The sequence below is a fragment of the Gracilibacillus sp. HCP3S3_G5_2 genome (assembly GCF_052063305.1).
In the GTDB taxonomy this organism is placed as follows: domain Bacteria; phylum Bacillota; class Bacilli; order Bacillales; family Amphibacillaceae; genus Gracilibacillus.
The window spans coordinates 198,498-214,513 of the sequence record NZ_JBQHXU010000006.1 but is presented as its reverse complement, the minus strand read 5'-3'; the positions used below and the strand labels follow the sequence as shown (position 1 = coordinate 214,513).

The following is a 16,016-nucleotide window of genomic DNA, read 5'->3' as shown; positions in this document are numbered from 1 at the left end:
TGAAAATTTTTTTGCACACAAAAAAACAGAGAAGGGTAGTAATGATTAATTACCCTTCTCTGTCCTTGTTACCTGAGAGTTTCGCTTTTTTAAGCTTCCCCTTTGGTGGCGTATGATCGTAAGAAAAAGTTAACTGGTAAATAGCTTGCTAGTTCCGAACGTCCAGAAACGAAGCGTTCACACTTTTCCTTGAAGTACGCGCTCTCCAGAGATTCGTCCTATTATGGTTCTGTTACCTGAGAGATTGGTCTATAAGGCTTTTTATAGACTTGCTCCTTCGGTGGTAATAAAATACGCTCTCCCATAATAATCATCCGATCCATATTTGATTTGTTTAATATGTTAAGGTGAATTTCTTTATTTATCAATACTGATGTAATATTCTTTGACAGGATAATGGAAGTTTCTTTGTTAATCAAGGTGTTGTCAGTAGAATCCCTACTGATGGAAGTCTTACTTTAATGTATGCAAAGTTCTTTGTGAGGATTACTAAACATTCTTAAAAGATGGTTGCTATTTATAATAGCGATTCCACTATTTTTAGGTCACAAAACATGATTTTAAGGTTTTTATGTGATGATATCTGGTGGCTTGGTAATTGGGATTTCTACATCAAATACTTTTTTGCATTCTTCATAGAAGAGATTCACGAATGGATGAAATCTTACAGTATTTATGGACATAGAAGTTTTAAAAAAATAATGTAAGAGTTTATTACATGTTATTCGTAACAGTTTGATTTTCTATGTAAAGTAATAAATAACAAAATAATATGTCTGACTTAAAAGAAGGAAATGAGGAGAACGAATGAATTTTGAAACAGTTACTGCCGAAAAAATCCCGCAAACAATTGTAGCACAAATTAGAAAACGCCTAATTAACGGTGATTTAAAACCAGGGCAATTACTTCCCTCAGAGATAAAGTTAGCAGAAATGTTTGGTGTAAGTCGCAGTTCGGTAAGAGATGCGATGCAAATCCTTGAAAGTACAGGATATGTAAATAGGAGAAAAAAAGGCGGAACCACCATAAGAAAAGTTACCTTCCAGGACATTGCAAATATTTATATTCCTAAAGCAGAAAAAGATGCTCTATATGACCTTTTAGAAACGAGAGAAGTACTGGAAACAGCTGTTGTTCAATTTGCAATAAAAAGATGTACAAAAGAAGATCTTGAAGAGTTAGAGAAGACGATTGATTGGATGATAGGAAGACCAGACCAAGCAGCTGAAGCTGACATTGTTTTTCATACAACATTGGCACGTATCAGTCAGAATCAGGTGATGTTAAATATTATCAAATCATTAGAAGAGATCATGAATAAGTTACAAGAAAGAACGATCGATTATCCTGGTAGGCTAGAAAATATTGTGAAAGAACATAAACAAATTGTTTCAGCCATAAGGAATAAGGATGAGCAGGCAGCTGTGAAATATATGAGGACTCATATTCAAAAAATTGGAGAAATTTTGGATCATATGTGAGGGTACTTACGCTAAATATTATGTCAGACAATAAGACATAATAATGACTTTTACTAATTGAAATGGGAAGGTGGTTTTTCTAATGGAGTTAAGCATGGAAAATGTTAATAAGTCTTTTGGTGAGAAAGAAGTGTTAAAAAATGTAAATCTACAGATAAATCCACATGAGATAATCTGTGTTTTAGGTCATAGTGGATGTGGTAAATCAACACTGCTAAATTTGGTAGCTGGTTTTTTAAAACAAGATTCCGGATCAATCACAGTGGATGGAGAGCCAATACAAGGACCATCTAAATCTCGTGGAGTAGTTTTTCAAGATCATGCGTTATTTCCTTGGTATGACGTAATTAATAATATTGCATTTGGTTTATCTGTTCAGGGAGAAGAAAAATCAAATGCAATTGAAAAGGCCAGAGAATATCTACAATTAGTAGGATTAGAAGAATATGAAAATCATTACCCTGATGAACTGTCAGGTGGAATGAAACAACGAGTTGGAATTGCAAGGGCGTTGGCAAGCGGTCCTGATATTTTATTAATGGATGAGCCCTTTGGCGCTCTTGACATTTTGACACGAGACATTATGCGAAAGGAACTGCTTCGTATCTGTCAGAAGCTACATCCGATGGTGATCTTCGTTACGCATAGTATTAGTGAAGCAATACACTTAGGAGATAGAGTAGTAGTGATGAAGGGTGGTGAGGTTGCCGGGGATTTTAGGGTTGGAATCGAGCATCCAAGAATGTATGATCATCCTCGCTTCAGTCAATTAATGACAGATATCGAACAAATGCTAATGGGAGAGGAAGAATTACAGCAGATAATTAGAGATTAAAGGAGGGAGATATATGAAAAGTTCAACTGTTGTTAATGCTGGCTCAATTAAAAAGGAACAAAGTGCGAAGAATGTAAGCAACTATAAGGAAATGATTCAAAGTGCATTACCCATTATTATATTTTTCATAACATGGGAAGTGTTTGGAAGGTTAAATCAAGACTTTAATTGGATAAATCCATTATTTTTGCCACCTCCAACATTAATTGTTCAAGATGGTTGGACACTTGCTCAAACGGGTATTATTACAAGCAGTATTGTAGCAAGTACCTTTAGAATTTTAGTAGGGTTTGGCTTAGGTTGTATCACAGCTATAGTGGTGGGAGTGATCATGAGTAGATATAAGTTAATAGAAAATTGGGTTGCTCCTATTATTAATTTAGTAGGTCCTATCCCAGCATTAGCCTTGCTTCCATTATTTATTATATGGTTTGGAATAGGTGAGTTTCCTAAAATTCTACTAATTGCATGGTCTACCTTCATTCCAGTATTTATATACACATTAGATGGGTTAAAATCTGTAAATTCAACATTAGTCAGATCAGCACTTAGTCTAGGTGCAAACCAAAGGCAAATTTTCACACGAGTTATTTTACCTTCAGCTATTCCAAATATTTTAGTAGGTATTGAGGTTAGTTTAGGTTTGTCCTTCTCAGCACTAGTAGTTTCTGAGATGATGGGAGCAGAAACAGGATTAGGCTATATAATTGTCGATGCAAGAAATTACTTTAAAATTTCTAATATGTTTGTAGCAATTATATTAATTGGTGTGGAATATAGTATATTTGCTTATTTAATTAAGAAAATCAAGGGGAAAATTTTATTTTGGCGTAAGGGTGGTGCAAGTGGCGCAGTAGAAACAAGCTAATTTTTTTGCGTCTATAAAAGACTGAAAATTCTGAAAATAATTATATGGGGGAATATATTTATGAAGAAAATAAAAGTTGCGAAATGGAAATTTTTATTTTTAGCCTTGTTGTCCATTCTGTTAACTGCTTGTAGTAACTCCGCTACTCCGTCGCAAGCTGAGTCACCAAATGAGGAATTAGAAATGACAGAACTAACATTGATGGGGGTACGAGATCCACAAATTTCAGCAGCTCAAATAATCGCGGATGAATTAGGTTATTTTGAAGAAGAGGGTATTGATGTAACCAATCACCTTATTGAAAACGGTCCGGAAATGGGGTCCATGATAGCTGGAGGAAGTGCGCCTATTAGCCTTATGTCAAACTTCTTAGCAATTACAATTAAATCGTCGAATGTACCCATTAATGTAGTAGCAGTTTTAGATCAAATGGCAGGTACACAGGCTATGGTAGGTGCCGAAGGGTTAGAACTAGAAAGTGCGAAAGATCTAGAAGGGTTAACAATTGGTATGCCAAATGGTGCGGAAGTTCAATATGCGATTGAAAACATGGGAGAAGAACTGGGGGTCGATGTTGATAGTATCAATTTCGTTAATATTGGACCAAGTGATGGGCTTGCAGCTTTGCAAAGAGGAGATCTTGATGCCCTAGCAGCTTGGGAGCCATTCATCACAAAAGGAACACAAGCTGGTGGTGATTTTATTCTAAGTGGTAGACAGAGTAACCTGCCAGAGAAACAAGGGGATGTAGATTGGTTAAGTGTCCATTCCACTTTAATGGCTACAGATGATTTTCTAGAGGAAAACCCTAATACAATTAAGGCACTTATTCGAGCGTTGAAAAAAGGAACGGATTACATTAATGAAAATAGAGAAGAAGCGATAGAAACTCTATCACCGATATTACGCTTAAGTGAAAGTGAATTAACGGAGATTATGGATCGAAATGTTTATTCGATGGAAGTTGACAATACGTATTGGAATGAAAGTAATAGTGAGGGGATTATGGATTACTTTATGAGAGTGGGTAATATTCAATCAAAACCGGAGGTTGAATCTTATCATGACTTCAGTTTATTGCGGGAAGTTTTCCCTGAGTTAATTACCGCTGATGAATTACAGGAATAAAGATATGATAAAAGATGGGAGATTAAATTATGAAAAAAATTATTAAGAATGGCTCAATTGTTACACCTGAACAAACCTATCATGCAGATATTCTAATCGAAGGGGAAAAAATTAGTGCAATAGGTGAATCATTAGATATAAAGGAAGCTGAAATATTTGATGCAAAAGGCTTGTATGTTCTTCCTGGTGCTGTTGATGAACATACCCATATGTCAATGCCTAATCCTGGTGCGACTACAATGCCTTGGGAAACAGAAACTGTTGCAGCAGCAGTAGGAGGAACGACTACCATTGTAGATTTCGCCATTCAAGAGAAAGGAAAGACATTAGCTGAGGCTATTAAGAAATGGAAACAAAAAGCTAATAATCAAACAGCAATTGATTATAGCCTGCATATTGCCATTACCGACTTAAATGAAGAGATAATTACTGAAATTCCAAGCGCTGTAGAGCAAGGTGTAACAACATTTAAAGTATTTATGGCATATAAGGACGACAAAATGGTAGATGATGCAACACTATATCAAGTGTTGAAAAAATCGAAAGAAGTCGGTGGATTAGTAATGGTCCATGCGGAAAATGGGGATGTTATTTCATTATTACAGGAGGAATATGTTCAGCAGGGGAACACAGAGCCATATTATCATGCAATAACGCGCCCGATTGAGATAGAAGCGGAAGCGACACGTCGGGCAATTGCTATAGCTAATATAACAGATGCTCCTATATTCATTGTCCACGTATCTGGGGAAGAACCAGCAGAAGAGATTCGTAGGGCCCGCATGAAAGGGCAGGCGGTTTACGGTGAAACGTGCCCTCAGTATCTATTTTTAGATGAGACTTACCTGCAATTACCTCATTTTGAAGGGGCTAAATATGTCTGCTCACCACCTTTAAGAGAGAAAGTTCATCAGAAAAAATTATGGACCGCTATTAATGATGGAACATTGCAGACAATTGGTACAGATCACTGTTCTTTTACTTTTAAGGAACAAAAACATATAGGGGTAAATGATTTCTCCAAAATTCCAAATGGAGGAAACGGAATCGAAAACTGGATTCAATTATTATATACCTATGGTGTGCAAGCAGGGAAAATTAAAATAGAACAATTAGTAGAATTAACTTCCAGTAATCCAGCAAAGTTTATGGGGTTATTTCCTCGTAAGGGAACGATTGCAGTCGGAAGTGATGCAGATATCGTTTTATTCGATCCAATAGTTCAGAAGGTTATCTCTGCTGAAACACATTTGCAAGCAAGTGATTATAACTTTTATGAAGGATTTACTGTTAATGGCTCTCCTCGCCATGTTTTCTTACGTGGCCGTCAGATTGTAGAAGATGGGGTGTATATTGGCAACCTTCAACAAGGACAATTTATAGAAGCTAAACCTTATGGAGCAGCATATGAGGCAGTTAATTCTAATACACAAGGAGGTAATGAATATGATAATCAATCAAAAGAGATTACAAAAACACTTTGAAATTATTTCTGAATATGGCAAATTTGGTGAAACAGGTCTGTGTCGACCAACTCTATCAAAAATAGAGAAAGAAACCTTTAATAAAGTTTCAGAATGGATGAGAGAAGCAGGTATGACAGTGAGAATTGATAATGCCGGGAATCTTATTGGACGATTAGAAGGAAAAAATCCTGATGCACCGATATTGATGATTGGCTCGCATCTTGATTCTCAGCCCTATGGTGGGCGTTTTGATGGAACATCTGGAGTGCTAGCAGGAGTGGAGGTAGCGATGTCAATGAAAGAAAAAGGCGTCATTCCTGATACATCAATCGAAGTTGTTTCATTTTGTGATGAAGAGAGTTGGCGGTTTAAAAAAGGGGTATTTGGCTCTCGGGCTATCATAGGTCAATTGGAGCCTGATGAATTAGAACGAAAAGATAAAGATGGGATTACGAGAAAACAAGCATTAATAGATTTTGGGTGTGACCCTGATAAATTACAGGAAGCAGCCTATCCTAAAGATGCAATTGGAGCTTTTTTAGAGTTGCATATCGAACAAGGACCGGCGTTGGAAGTACAAGACAAGCCTGTAGGTATTGTAACAGCTATAGCAGGTCCCTTATGGCTTACTGTTACATTGGAAGGATTTGCAGGCCATGCAGGTTCTGTTCCGATGAATTTAAGACAGGACGCCCTATTAGGAGCTTCGAAAATGATAGGAGAAATCAATCGTATTGCACGAAAAGATCCAGCTACACCGACAGTTGCAACAGTAGGAAGTATACATGTTTTCCCAGATTCACCTAACATCATTCCAGAAAAGGTAGAATTTACGATAGATTTACGCGATATCGAATTAGAGAGACGAAATGACAGCGAAGAAGAAATTCGTGCAATGATTAAATCGGTATCAGAGGAGTTCGATCTTACCTTTCATATTCAACAGGATACAAATCTAAATCCAGTAAATTGTGCTGATTGGATTCAAACAGTCATGGTAGAGGAAAGCAAAAAAAACGGTTTAAGCTGTCCGAAGATGATCAGTGGACCATTTCATGATGCTGTAGTTATGTCTGAGATTTGTGATATCGGGATGATATTTGTTCGTTGCAAAGATGGTGTCAGCCATAATCCAGCAGAGTATGCAACGTATGAAGATTTAGCGAAAGGCACGGAGCTGCTTTATCATACTGCTATTAGTGTCTCTACTAGGCTTAATCAAGAGGTACTATCTATATCAAGTTAATATAAATTAATAGGAGGTCGTTATGACGATATTGATTACAGGTGGATCGGGATTTGTTGGTATTAATATAATAGAAAGATTATTAAATGCAAAGTTGGATGTTATTAATTACGCGACGTTTCCTATACCCAGTGAAGCAAACTCAATTTTGGAAGAGTGCGCAGGTACGTATACTTATATAGAGGGTGATGTTTTAGATTCAGATTTATTGGATCGTGTAATGAAACAGTATGATATTAATATGGTCATTCATGGAGCAGTAATAACTCCGGATTTTGAACGAGAACAAATCCATAGTAAATACATTGCTAATGTTAACTACATGGGAACTATGGAAGTACTAGAAGCAGCAAGGAAGCATGACGTAGAAAAGTTTTTATACATTAGTTCAGTATCCGTATATGGTGATACTGCTTTCGAGGATAAAATCCTGAATGAAAGTCAATCAATACCTATGCCTCGATCACTTTATGAAATTACAAAGTTTGCAGCAGAACGAACGGTACTAAGGTATAAAGAATTACATGATATAAATGTCATTGTTACTAGGCTTGGGCAAGTATTCGGCCCTTGGGAAAGGTACACTGGAATAAGACATACTTTATCTGGTCCATTTCAAGCAACTAGACTTGCTTTATTAAATAAAAGGGTAAACTTATCAAGACCAGGATTAAGGGATTGGGTTTATAGTAAAGATGTTGCTAATGCGATGTTAGACATTATCCAAAAAGATAATACGGTCCATCCTATTTATAATATTGGCTCGGGACAACAATGGACAATAGCGCAATGGTGTGAGCTGCTAATGCAAGAATTGCCATCATTCCAATATAAAATTGGAGACGAACTGGATGATTTTAATATTGATTTCTTTGTACCTGAAGACGCAAGTATGCTTTCCATAGCCAGATTACAAAAAGATGTCGGATATAATCCACGATACGGAATGAAGGAAGCATTTCATGATTATATGAACTGGATAAATAATAATTCTGATTTTTGGTTACATCAGCAAGAACCAACTAAATCAAATTAAAATACGCATTACTATATATTCGAAAGGTAAAAACAGCACATTGAATGATATGAACTCATTTTTAAAAGAAATAATAGGATGTGAGAACATGGCTAAAGTATTTATTTCTGGTAAAATTCCTCAAATCGGATATCAATTATTATCTAGCCATCAAGTAAAGGTGTATGAACAAGAGGGTGTGATTACAGAAGAGGAATTAATGGAAGGCATAGAAGAAGCGGATGCTTTACTCTGTCCTCTCTCAACGAAAGTGACGAAAAAGGTGATAGACGCAGCTACAAATTTAAAGATAATTGCGAACTTTGGTGCTGGCTATGATAACATTGATCTAGAAGCAGCAAAGCAAAGAAATATTCCAGTGACAAATACACCAAAAGTATCAACTGAAGCTACTGCAGAACTGACAATGGGCTTGTTGTTATCCGTCGCAAGGCGTATTCCCGAAGGGGATCAGTTCTGTCGAACAAAACAGTTTAACGGTTGGGCACCTTTGTTTTTCCTTGGAAAAGAATTGACAAATAAAAAGCTAGGTATTGTGGGTTTCGGTAAAATAGGACAAGCAGTTGCAAGAAGAGCAAAGGCATTTGGAATGGAAATTTATTATACAGGAAGATCAAAAAAGTCTTTTACGGTGGAAAAGACTTTTTTGGCAACTTATTTAGAATTTAATGATTTGCTTCAAACATGTGATGTCATTTCGGTTCATACTGCTTATAATAAGGAAACACATCACCTATTTAGCGAAGAAGAGTTTGCTATTATGAAAGAAGATGCATTTTTTCTTAACTTATCAAGGGGGTCAGTAGTAAAAGAAGTAGATCTAGTAAAAGCTTTACAATCTAAAATGATTGGTGGAGCTGCTATAGATGTATTTGAATATGAACCAAAAATTACAGAGGAATTAAAAAAGTTACAAAACATTGTTATGACACCACATATCGGGAATGCAACGATAGAAACAAGAAATGATATGGCGAAATTATCTGTGAAAAATATATTGTCCGTGTTAGCGGATAAAGATGCATTAACTCCGGTATATTAACAAAAATGGTGAGCAAGAGATTCTCGTTCAAATCCGCTGGGAATCTGAAGAGCATTGGAAAAAATGGGAGAAAAAAAGCAGTAAAAACCCATTGCGCAAGCATAGCTTGTACATATGGGTTTGTATGTAGAGAGAAAAAGTATCATCACTTTTCTCTCTCTTTTGTGAAATTCTTTTACTCTACCGTAATTAATCTGAATTTTTGACTGATGAAATCAGATTTTTCCTCTGAAATACTTATTCCAACATTCATAAGTTGGTTACCATAATAAAAAGTATTACTACTAACTATTTTGTACTTGTAATTAGAATGTAGCCCTTTTAACTTTAATTTTTTCGGATATTTATTTGCTTCCGATAACGTTTTGAAGTAGAATACGATTGCTTCTTTTTTATCTGGGGAAACAAACATCCAAGACGCTTCATTTTCTTCGAATGGACTAATAAGGCGATAGAGATTGCCATTATGAATAAGTGTTCGAACTGATTTATAATATTCGATTTGATTTTTAGCAATTTCCTTATCACCTGATGTAAAACTTGTTAAATCAAGTTCATAACCAAAATTACCAGAAAGAGCAACATCACCACGGGTTTCAAGTGACGTTATTCTTCCTACTTGATGATTTGGGATATCTGACACATGAGATCCCATGGTACTAAATGGATATACAAGACTAGTGCCATATTGTATCTTTTGTCGTTCTACAGCGTCTGTATTATCACTCGTCCAAATCTGCGGCATATAATAAAGAATTCCTGGATCAAACCTGCCACCACCTCCAGCACAACCTTCAAACAATATTTTTGGAAAGGCATTCGTTAATTTTTCAAGTAACTCGTATAGCCCTAATATGTATCTGTGTACTAGTTCTTTTTGTTGATGTCCTTTTAGCTTTTTAGAACCGATTTCTGTCATGTTTCGATTCATGTCCCATTTTACATAGGAGATAGGGAGACTAGAAAATAGATTATACAATGTCTCATATAAATAATCTCGTACATCTTGACGTGAAAGATCTAGCACAAGTTGATTTCTATATTCTGTTCTTTTCCTTCCATCTACATGAATGCACCAATCAGGATGTTTTCTATACAAATCACTGTCTGGAGATATCATTTCGGGTTCAACCCATAATCCGAATTTTAAGTTTTTCGCATTAATTTTTTCAGCTAACGATTGTAACCCATTCGGAAGTTTTTGCTTATTCACAAACCAGTCGCCTAAAGATGATGTATCATCATTTCTTTTACCAAACCAACCATCATCAAGTACTAATAATTCAATTCCTAATTCTGTGGCAGAATCAGCAATTGCTAATATTTTGTCTTCATCAAAATCAAAATAAGTGGCTTCCCAATTATTAATCAATATAGGTCGTGAAGCAGTTTTGTAGGTCCCTCTACATAAACGCTCTCTAAAAAGTTGATGATAAGTTCTAGACATGTCTCCTAGACCATTATTAGAGTAAACCATCACAACTTCTGGTGTTTGAAAGGTTTCCTTTGGTGTAAGATTCCAAGAAAAATCGAAAGGATTAATTCCAACTGACACTCTAGTTGAATGAAATTGATCGACTTCCGCTTCCATTTTAAAATTACCACTATATATAAAACTAAATCCATATGTATCCCCATAGTCTTCCGTGGTTTCCGGTTTTACTAATGCAAGAAATGGATTAAAATGATGACCACTTGCACCTCTTCGACTTTCAATAGTAGATATACCATGACCTAGTGTTCTTCTTTCTATTTGCCGTTCTCTTCGCGATGCACCGTATAAATAAATAAGATCATAGTCATTATCAGCAAAGTCAACACTCGCGCTTAATGCACGTAGTAAGTGCAAATGCTCCTTGCCGTTATTTGTAAATGTAGCGGAACGACTTAATACATTTAAATCAGAATAAATAGAATAGGATAGAGCTACTGTTAGCCCACTATAATAATCCTTCAAATGCAGTATTAGTGTAGTAGCTTCTTCGCTTTCCTCCACATATGTTGAAGGTAAACCTGACAATCCAGGTTTGCCATTAATTATTTCATGGTGATCATATACTAATTCGGTGATACGACTGCCATCAGGTAATTGCACTTGGTAGGCTGGGTGTCTGAAATCACTTGTCCCATATTGTGGATATTCTTGGAGTAAAGATCTTAAAGTTTCATCTCGATAATTATCAAATAAATGCACTATTTCTGGTGAATCTGTAATTCTATTTCCCCAATATAAATGGAGAGGATAGCCATTAAAAATTTTAATGATATAACTCATATCATTAGAATATAAGTGGAATAGATTTGCATGTTGATAAAAACTTATAGGCATAAGATTCTCCTTTTATTTTTTATATTTTGAACCGAGTATTTTTTGATTAGTTGGTATAATGATGTTTCTTTCTTCAATCGGTTTATCCGCAATAATAGTAAATAATAAATTTGTTGCGATTTCTCCTAATTCCTCTGTAGGATTTTCAATTTGTATCAAAGAGGGGAATAAAAAGGATGTAACTTCTGTGTTGCTATAACCACCTACTAATAGTTCAGAAGGAGTTTTAATATTTAACTCATCTAGTATTTTATATAAACTTAACAATTTTAAGTCGTCTGTAGCAAAAATGGCGGTTGGTTGTGATTCTGCTTGAAATAATTTTTTTGAAGCAGTATACGCTTTATCCATTGTAAAGCCACAATTTATCATTAATGATTCATTTAAAGGTAAATGGTTATCCTCTAAGCATTGTTTATACCCTTCCAATCTATCAATAGATACATGATAGTCTTGTGGGGAGTATAAACAAGCTATATCTTTATGACCAAGATCAATCATATATTGGACTAAATTATAACTATCTTTAAAGCTGTCTGTATCAACTGAATAAATATTATCAAAATCTCCATCTACTTTACCAATTACTACAGTAGGTATATTTAGGTCATTAATTTCATTAAAATAACTTTCATCAGTGGGAGAACTTAACATGATAATTCCTTTTACAATTTTTGATGAAGTTTTTGCAACTGTTTTTTGAATTTCTTCTACATTGTTTTGTGATGTTTGTAAAATGACATCATAATTTTCTTTTTCAGCATGCATAGCAATCACATGTAAAATTTCAGAAAAAAAAGGATTGTTCTTCGTCGTAGTTGTAGTTCTCGATACGACTAAAATAGCATCAAATCCAGAGGATAAACCTCTTGCAATTTTACTTGGTTGATAATTTAACTCTTCAATTGCTTTCAATACTCTCTGTTTACTTTTTTCAGAAATATTGGGATTATTATTAAGCACACGAGAAACAGTAGATTTAGATACATTTGCTGCTTTTGCTATATCATATATTGTTGGTTTCATTTATTTACCTCCTTTTTTGGGAACGGTACCAAATATAGTGTAATATAATCTTGATAAAATGTCACCTCTCAACTTAGAAGAATTTTGTGAGAACGGAATTGATAAAGGGATAACCCTTTTGTTATTAGGATTACTTTAGAATGAAATATGCTTATACGTCAATGTTTATGGCTTGCAAAGGAAGTTTTTTACAAGTTTTAATTTAAATATATTCTTGACACAACTAGGAAGATTGTATTATGCTATAACCAATTGGTACCGCTCCCATTCTTTTCGGTTAATTTTGGGACCGGTCCCTTTTAAGGGTTTTCATTTACTGTATCAGGTATTGAACAAAAGATAGAGGGGTTGATAACTGTTACATATAAAGAAAGGTATAATTTAAAGTTTTTATACAATTAGGAGGGTTAATAAAATGAAATCAAAATTTATGATGTTTATGTCTTTTTTGTTGATAGCCTTTATGTTAATTGCTTGTTCAAATGATGAGTCACAAACGGAAGGTGGGGAAGATACTCCGGAGGAAGTGACAATAGAATTCATGCACACATCAGTGGAACAAGAAAGATTAACTGTAATTGATGGATTGATTGAAAAGTTTGAAGCGGAGTACCCACATATTACAGTAGATCAAGTTGTTACGGAAGAAAGTAACTTAAATACTAGAATTATAACTCTAGCACAATCAGGTGAACTCCCTGAGGTAGTAGAGGTTGGTCAAGATTATGCGAAAGTAATGGATAAAGATGAGTTAATTGATAGAAATGCGGTACAGTCAATTATTGAAAATGTTGGGGAAGACAATTACTATGAAGGCGCGCTTAAATTGATGCGTTCAGAAGATGGAACAAGTTATAGAGGTGTACCAATTAGTGGTTGGGTACAAGGTATCTGGTATAACAAAGAAATGTTAGAGTCAGAAGGTTTTGAGGAACCAACAAGCTGGGAAGAACTTCTTGAAATAGCAAAAGCCTTTACGGATGAATCAAATCAACAGTATGGAATTGCATTACCAACAGTGGAAAGTAACTATTCAGAACAATCTTTTTCTCAATTTGCGTTATCTAATAATGCAAATATTCTAGATGCAGAAGGTAACTTAACCATCAATACGCCAGAGATGGAAGAAGCTTTAGCTTTTTATCAAGAATTATCAAAATACACTATGCCTGGTTCTAATGACACGACAGAAGTTAGAGATGCATTTATGAATGGTACTGCTCCAATGGCTGTTTATTCCACTTATATTTTACCAGGTATCTTCAATGATGGGGATCCTAGTAATATAGGTTATGCTATTCCAACAGAAGAAACAGAGGCAGTATTTGGGACAACTACTTCCTTCACCATTACATCTGCATTAGATGATGCGGAAAAAGAAGCTGCACAAACTTTTGTTGAATTTATGTCACAACCGGAAAATACGACAGAATGGATTTTAATGGCACCGGGTGGTGCACAACCAGTACACAGAGGTGTAGTGGAAAATGAAAATTACCAATCAAATGAAGTTGTCCAATCATTTGGAGATTTATCTACAGAAATTGCGGAGTCATTTGATGATATTCAAGTGTTTGGATTAGTAGATGATAAAAACTTCGTAAAAATGGGAGATATCACAAGTTCAGGAGCAATACCTACAATGATTAACCGTATTACTGTAGGACAAATGGATATAAAAGAAGAGTTAGAAGCTGCAGAGGAAAGCATACAGGGTGTACTAGAATAACTTGTAGAGGCTACGAGATAGCAACTGTGCTACCTTGTAGCCTTTATATAAATACAGCTTTATATAGGGATTTTTAGAAGGTGGGAAGGATAATGTTTAAAATCAAAAGAGAAGCCTCAGATGGAAAACTAGCATTAATATTATTATTCCCTAGTATATTTTTAATACTAATGCTTATTGGTTATCCAATGTTATCGAACATCTACTATAGTTTTTTTGATCAACCTGTTAATCCTAGATTGGGTGCGGAATTTATAGGATTAGAAAACTATATAGACACTTTAACTGATATTGAATTTTACAAATCATTGGGAATCACTTTGTTATATACCATTTTAGTAGTAGCTGGTAGTACGATTGTAGGTCTATACGTAGCGATTTTATTTAATAGACCATTCAAATTTCGTAAAATTGCCCGATCTCTTATCATTTTGTCTTATGTAACACCATCCATTTCATTAATTTTTGCTTGGAAATATATGTTTAATAATGGTTATGGAATTATTAACTACATTGGAAGAGATATTTTCCATTTGTTTGATCAAGCTCCGCTTTGGTTTGATAATCCAACAAGTAGTTTTGTTTTAGTAGTGTTATTCGCAATCTGGAGATATTTCCCGTATGCCTTTATTTCTTTTTTAGCAATTCTGCAAACCATTTCACCTACATTATATGAGGCAGCTGATATAGATGGGGCAAATTTATGGGAAAAATTTAAAGCTGTAACACTGCCAGCGATTATGCCTGTGCTATTAACAGTTGTAACACTTCGTACAATCTGGATGTTTTATATGTTCGAAGACGTTTATTTATTGACGAATAAAGTAAATGTATTAGGTATTTATTTATATGAAACAGCATTTGCATTCAATGATTTAGGGAAAGCATCAGCAATTTCTGTGCTCCTCTTCCTTATCATTTGTACACTTATTATTTTTGTTAGAAAGAGGGTGAACTTAAATGGCAACCGTTAACACGAAAAGTACAAAAATAGCGAAGAAATTGTTTTTCTACTTTGGGATGCTTTTAATACTACTAATTTGTTTGTTTCCATTTTTTATTATGTTGATGACATCTTTTAAAAGCCCACAGGAAGCTATTTCGAGGAATCCAACATTTTTACCTCAAGAATGGACTTTCGAACACTTTATAGATATTTTTAATCCCAATATATTTCCGTACTTAACGTACTTAGAAAATAGTTTTGTTGTTTCTATAACGGCATCACTTATTTCTGTGTGTATTGCTATATTTGGCGCATATGCCTTATCACGTTTGAATTTTAGAGGGCGGCTAACGATTAATGCAAGTTTTTACACCGTTTATATGTTCTCGGGAATTCTATTAGTTGTTCCTTTATTTAAAATCATTTCAGGACTAGGATTATATGACACAAGAACTTCGTTGATTATCGTGATGATTGTGCAGACATTACCTACTGCGATTTTGATGTTAAATAGTTACTTTGAAACAATTCCGAAAGATCTAGAAGAGGCGGCTAAAATTGACGGCTTAAATAGAGTGAAGGTAATTTTCTATATCATAATACCACTATCATTATCTGGTATTATCTCGGTATTTGTTTATTGTTTCATGGTGGCATGGAATGACTTCTTATTCGCGTCTATCTTTTTCTCTAGTGATGATAATTTCACATTACCAGTAGGTCTTAATTCATTATTCAGTACACCGGATTATATATGGGGTCGAATGATGGCCGCTTCCATTGTAACAGCCTTACCAGTAGTTATCTTGTATGCAATTTCTGAAAGTTTAATAAAAGGGAATGTTACAGATGGTGGGGTAAAAGGTTAAAAACAAGAAAGGAT

At 34.9% G+C, this 16,016-nt stretch carries 12 protein-coding genes, 1 pseudogene and 2 riboswitches; of the genes and pseudogenes, 11 read left to right on the top strand and 2 right to left on the bottom strand.

The genetic code is table 11. The features are described 5' to 3' along the window. Positions 1 to 56: 56 nt before the first annotated feature. A riboswitch (glycine riboswitch) is annotated at positions 57 to 212 on the bottom strand. 2 nt (positions 213 to 214) lie between these two features. Continuing rightward, a riboswitch (glycine riboswitch) is annotated at positions 215 to 314 on the bottom strand. Between the two features lie 493 nt (positions 315 to 807). The 8 genes from ACTNEP_RS11110 (at position 808) to ACTNEP_RS11075 (ending at position 9,103) form a co-directional block, all read left to right on the top strand. After that, positions 808 to 1,482, top strand: a complete 675-nt coding sequence (locus ACTNEP_RS11110; RefSeq protein ID WP_441162059.1) for a FadR/GntR family transcriptional regulator — start codon at positions 808 to 810, stop codon at positions 1,480 to 1,482. Between the two features lie 82 nt (positions 1,483 to 1,564). Next, positions 1,565 to 2,317, top strand: a complete 753-nt coding sequence (locus tag ACTNEP_RS11105; protein ID WP_441162058.1) for an ABC transporter ATP-binding protein — start codon at positions 1,565 to 1,567, stop codon at positions 2,315 to 2,317. Positions 2,318 to 2,330: 13 nt separating this feature from the next. Beyond that, positions 2,331 to 3,185, top strand: coding sequence for an ABC transporter permease (locus ACTNEP_RS11100; protein ID WP_441162057.1), 855 nt, complete (start codon positions 2,331 to 2,333; stop codon positions 3,183 to 3,185). A 60-nt stretch (positions 3,186 to 3,245) separates the two neighbouring features. Next, positions 3,246 to 4,313, top strand: a complete 1,068-nt coding sequence (locus ACTNEP_RS11095; protein ID WP_441162056.1) for an ABC transporter substrate-binding protein — start codon at positions 3,246 to 3,248, stop codon at positions 4,311 to 4,313. A gap of 29 nt (positions 4,314 to 4,342) precedes the next feature. After that, positions 4,343 to 5,797, top strand: a complete 1,455-nt coding sequence (gene hydA / locus ACTNEP_RS11090) for a dihydropyrimidinase (protein WP_441162055.1) — start codon at positions 4,343 to 4,345, stop codon at positions 5,795 to 5,797. After that, a complete protein-coding gene (locus tag ACTNEP_RS11085) occupies positions 5,760 to 7,025 on the top strand; it encodes a M20 family metallo-hydrolase (protein ID WP_441162054.1) in 1,266 nt (421 codons plus the stop codon). The genes hydA and ACTNEP_RS11085 overlap by 38 nt, the downstream gene beginning before the upstream one ends. A gap of 22 nt (positions 7,026 to 7,047) precedes the next feature. Beyond that, positions 7,048 to 8,061: an NAD-dependent epimerase/dehydratase family protein gene (locus ACTNEP_RS11080; protein ID WP_441162053.1), complete on the top strand. Its 1,014-nt coding sequence runs from the start codon at positions 7,048 to 7,050 to the stop codon at positions 8,059 to 8,061. Between the two features lie 88 nt (positions 8,062 to 8,149). After that, positions 8,150 to 9,103: an NAD(P)-dependent oxidoreductase gene (locus ACTNEP_RS11075; protein WP_441162051.1), complete on the top strand. Its 954-nt coding sequence runs from the start codon at positions 8,150 to 8,152 to the stop codon at positions 9,101 to 9,103. A gap of 175 nt (positions 9,104 to 9,278) precedes the next feature. On the opposite strand, the gene ACTNEP_RS11070 is transcribed toward ACTNEP_RS11075, so the two are convergent. Then, on the bottom strand, positions 9,279 to 11,432 hold the full coding sequence (locus ACTNEP_RS11070; protein WP_441162050.1) for an alpha-galactosidase: 2,154 nt from the start codon (positions 11,430 to 11,432) through the stop codon (positions 9,279 to 9,281). After that, positions 11,423 to 12,458, bottom strand: a pseudogene (locus tag ACTNEP_RS11065) (LacI family DNA-binding transcriptional regulator). Before ACTNEP_RS11065 ends, ACTNEP_RS11070 begins: the two are co-directional and overlap by 10 nt. Positions 12,459 to 12,873: 415 nt before the next feature. Between ACTNEP_RS11065 and ACTNEP_RS11060 the strand changes: the two are divergent. From ACTNEP_RS11060 to ACTNEP_RS11050, 3 genes are all read left to right on the top strand, one after another. Continuing rightward, positions 12,874 to 14,187 carry an ABC transporter substrate-binding protein gene (locus tag ACTNEP_RS11060; RefSeq protein ID WP_441162048.1) on the top strand — a complete coding sequence of 438 codons (1,314 nt, stop codon included), beginning with the start codon at positions 12,874 to 12,876 and terminating at the stop codon, positions 14,185 to 14,187. Between the two features lie 92 nt (positions 14,188 to 14,279). Further along, positions 14,280 to 15,161: a carbohydrate ABC transporter permease gene (locus ACTNEP_RS11055; RefSeq protein WP_441162047.1), complete on the top strand. Its 882-nt coding sequence runs from the start codon at positions 14,280 to 14,282 to the stop codon at positions 15,159 to 15,161. Further along, positions 15,148 to 16,002, top strand: coding sequence for a carbohydrate ABC transporter permease (locus ACTNEP_RS11050; protein ID WP_441162046.1), 855 nt, complete (start codon positions 15,148 to 15,150; stop codon positions 16,000 to 16,002). The genes ACTNEP_RS11055 and ACTNEP_RS11050 overlap by 14 nt, the downstream gene beginning before the upstream one ends. The last annotated feature ends 14 nt before the right edge of the window (positions 16,003 to 16,016 follow it).

Coding starts and splice junctions, on each gene's coding strand:
- ACTNEP_RS11110 (WP_441162059.1), top strand. CDS start 808: ATGAATTTTGAAACAGTTACTGCCGAAAAAATCCCGCAAACAATTGTA.
- ACTNEP_RS11070 (WP_441162050.1), bottom strand. CDS start 11,432: ATGCCTATAAGTTTTTATCAACATGCAAATCTATTCCACTTATATTCT.
- ACTNEP_RS11105 (WP_441162058.1), top strand. CDS start 1,565: ATGGAGTTAAGCATGGAAAATGTTAATAAGTCTTTTGGTGAGAAAGAA.
- ACTNEP_RS11085 (WP_441162054.1), top strand. CDS start 5,760: ATGATAATCAATCAAAAGAGATTACAAAAACACTTTGAAATTATTTCT.
- ACTNEP_RS11095 (WP_441162056.1), top strand. CDS start 3,246: ATGAAGAAAATAAAAGTTGCGAAATGGAAATTTTTATTTTTAGCCTTG.
- ACTNEP_RS11050 (WP_441162046.1), top strand. CDS start 15,148: ATGGCAACCGTTAACACGAAAAGTACAAAAATAGCGAAGAAATTGTTT.
- ACTNEP_RS11055 (WP_441162047.1), top strand. CDS start 14,280: ATGTTTAAAATCAAAAGAGAAGCCTCAGATGGAAAACTAGCATTAATA.
- hydA (WP_441162055.1), top strand. CDS start 4,343: ATGAAAAAAATTATTAAGAATGGCTCAATTGTTACACCTGAACAAACC.
- ACTNEP_RS11080 (WP_441162053.1), top strand. CDS start 7,048: ATGACGATATTGATTACAGGTGGATCGGGATTTGTTGGTATTAATATA.
- ACTNEP_RS11060 (WP_441162048.1), top strand. CDS start 12,874: ATGAAATCAAAATTTATGATGTTTATGTCTTTTTTGTTGATAGCCTTT.
- ACTNEP_RS11100 (WP_441162057.1), top strand. CDS start 2,331: ATGAAAAGTTCAACTGTTGTTAATGCTGGCTCAATTAAAAAGGAACAA.
- ACTNEP_RS11075 (WP_441162051.1), top strand. CDS start 8,150: ATGGCTAAAGTATTTATTTCTGGTAAAATTCCTCAAATCGGATATCAA.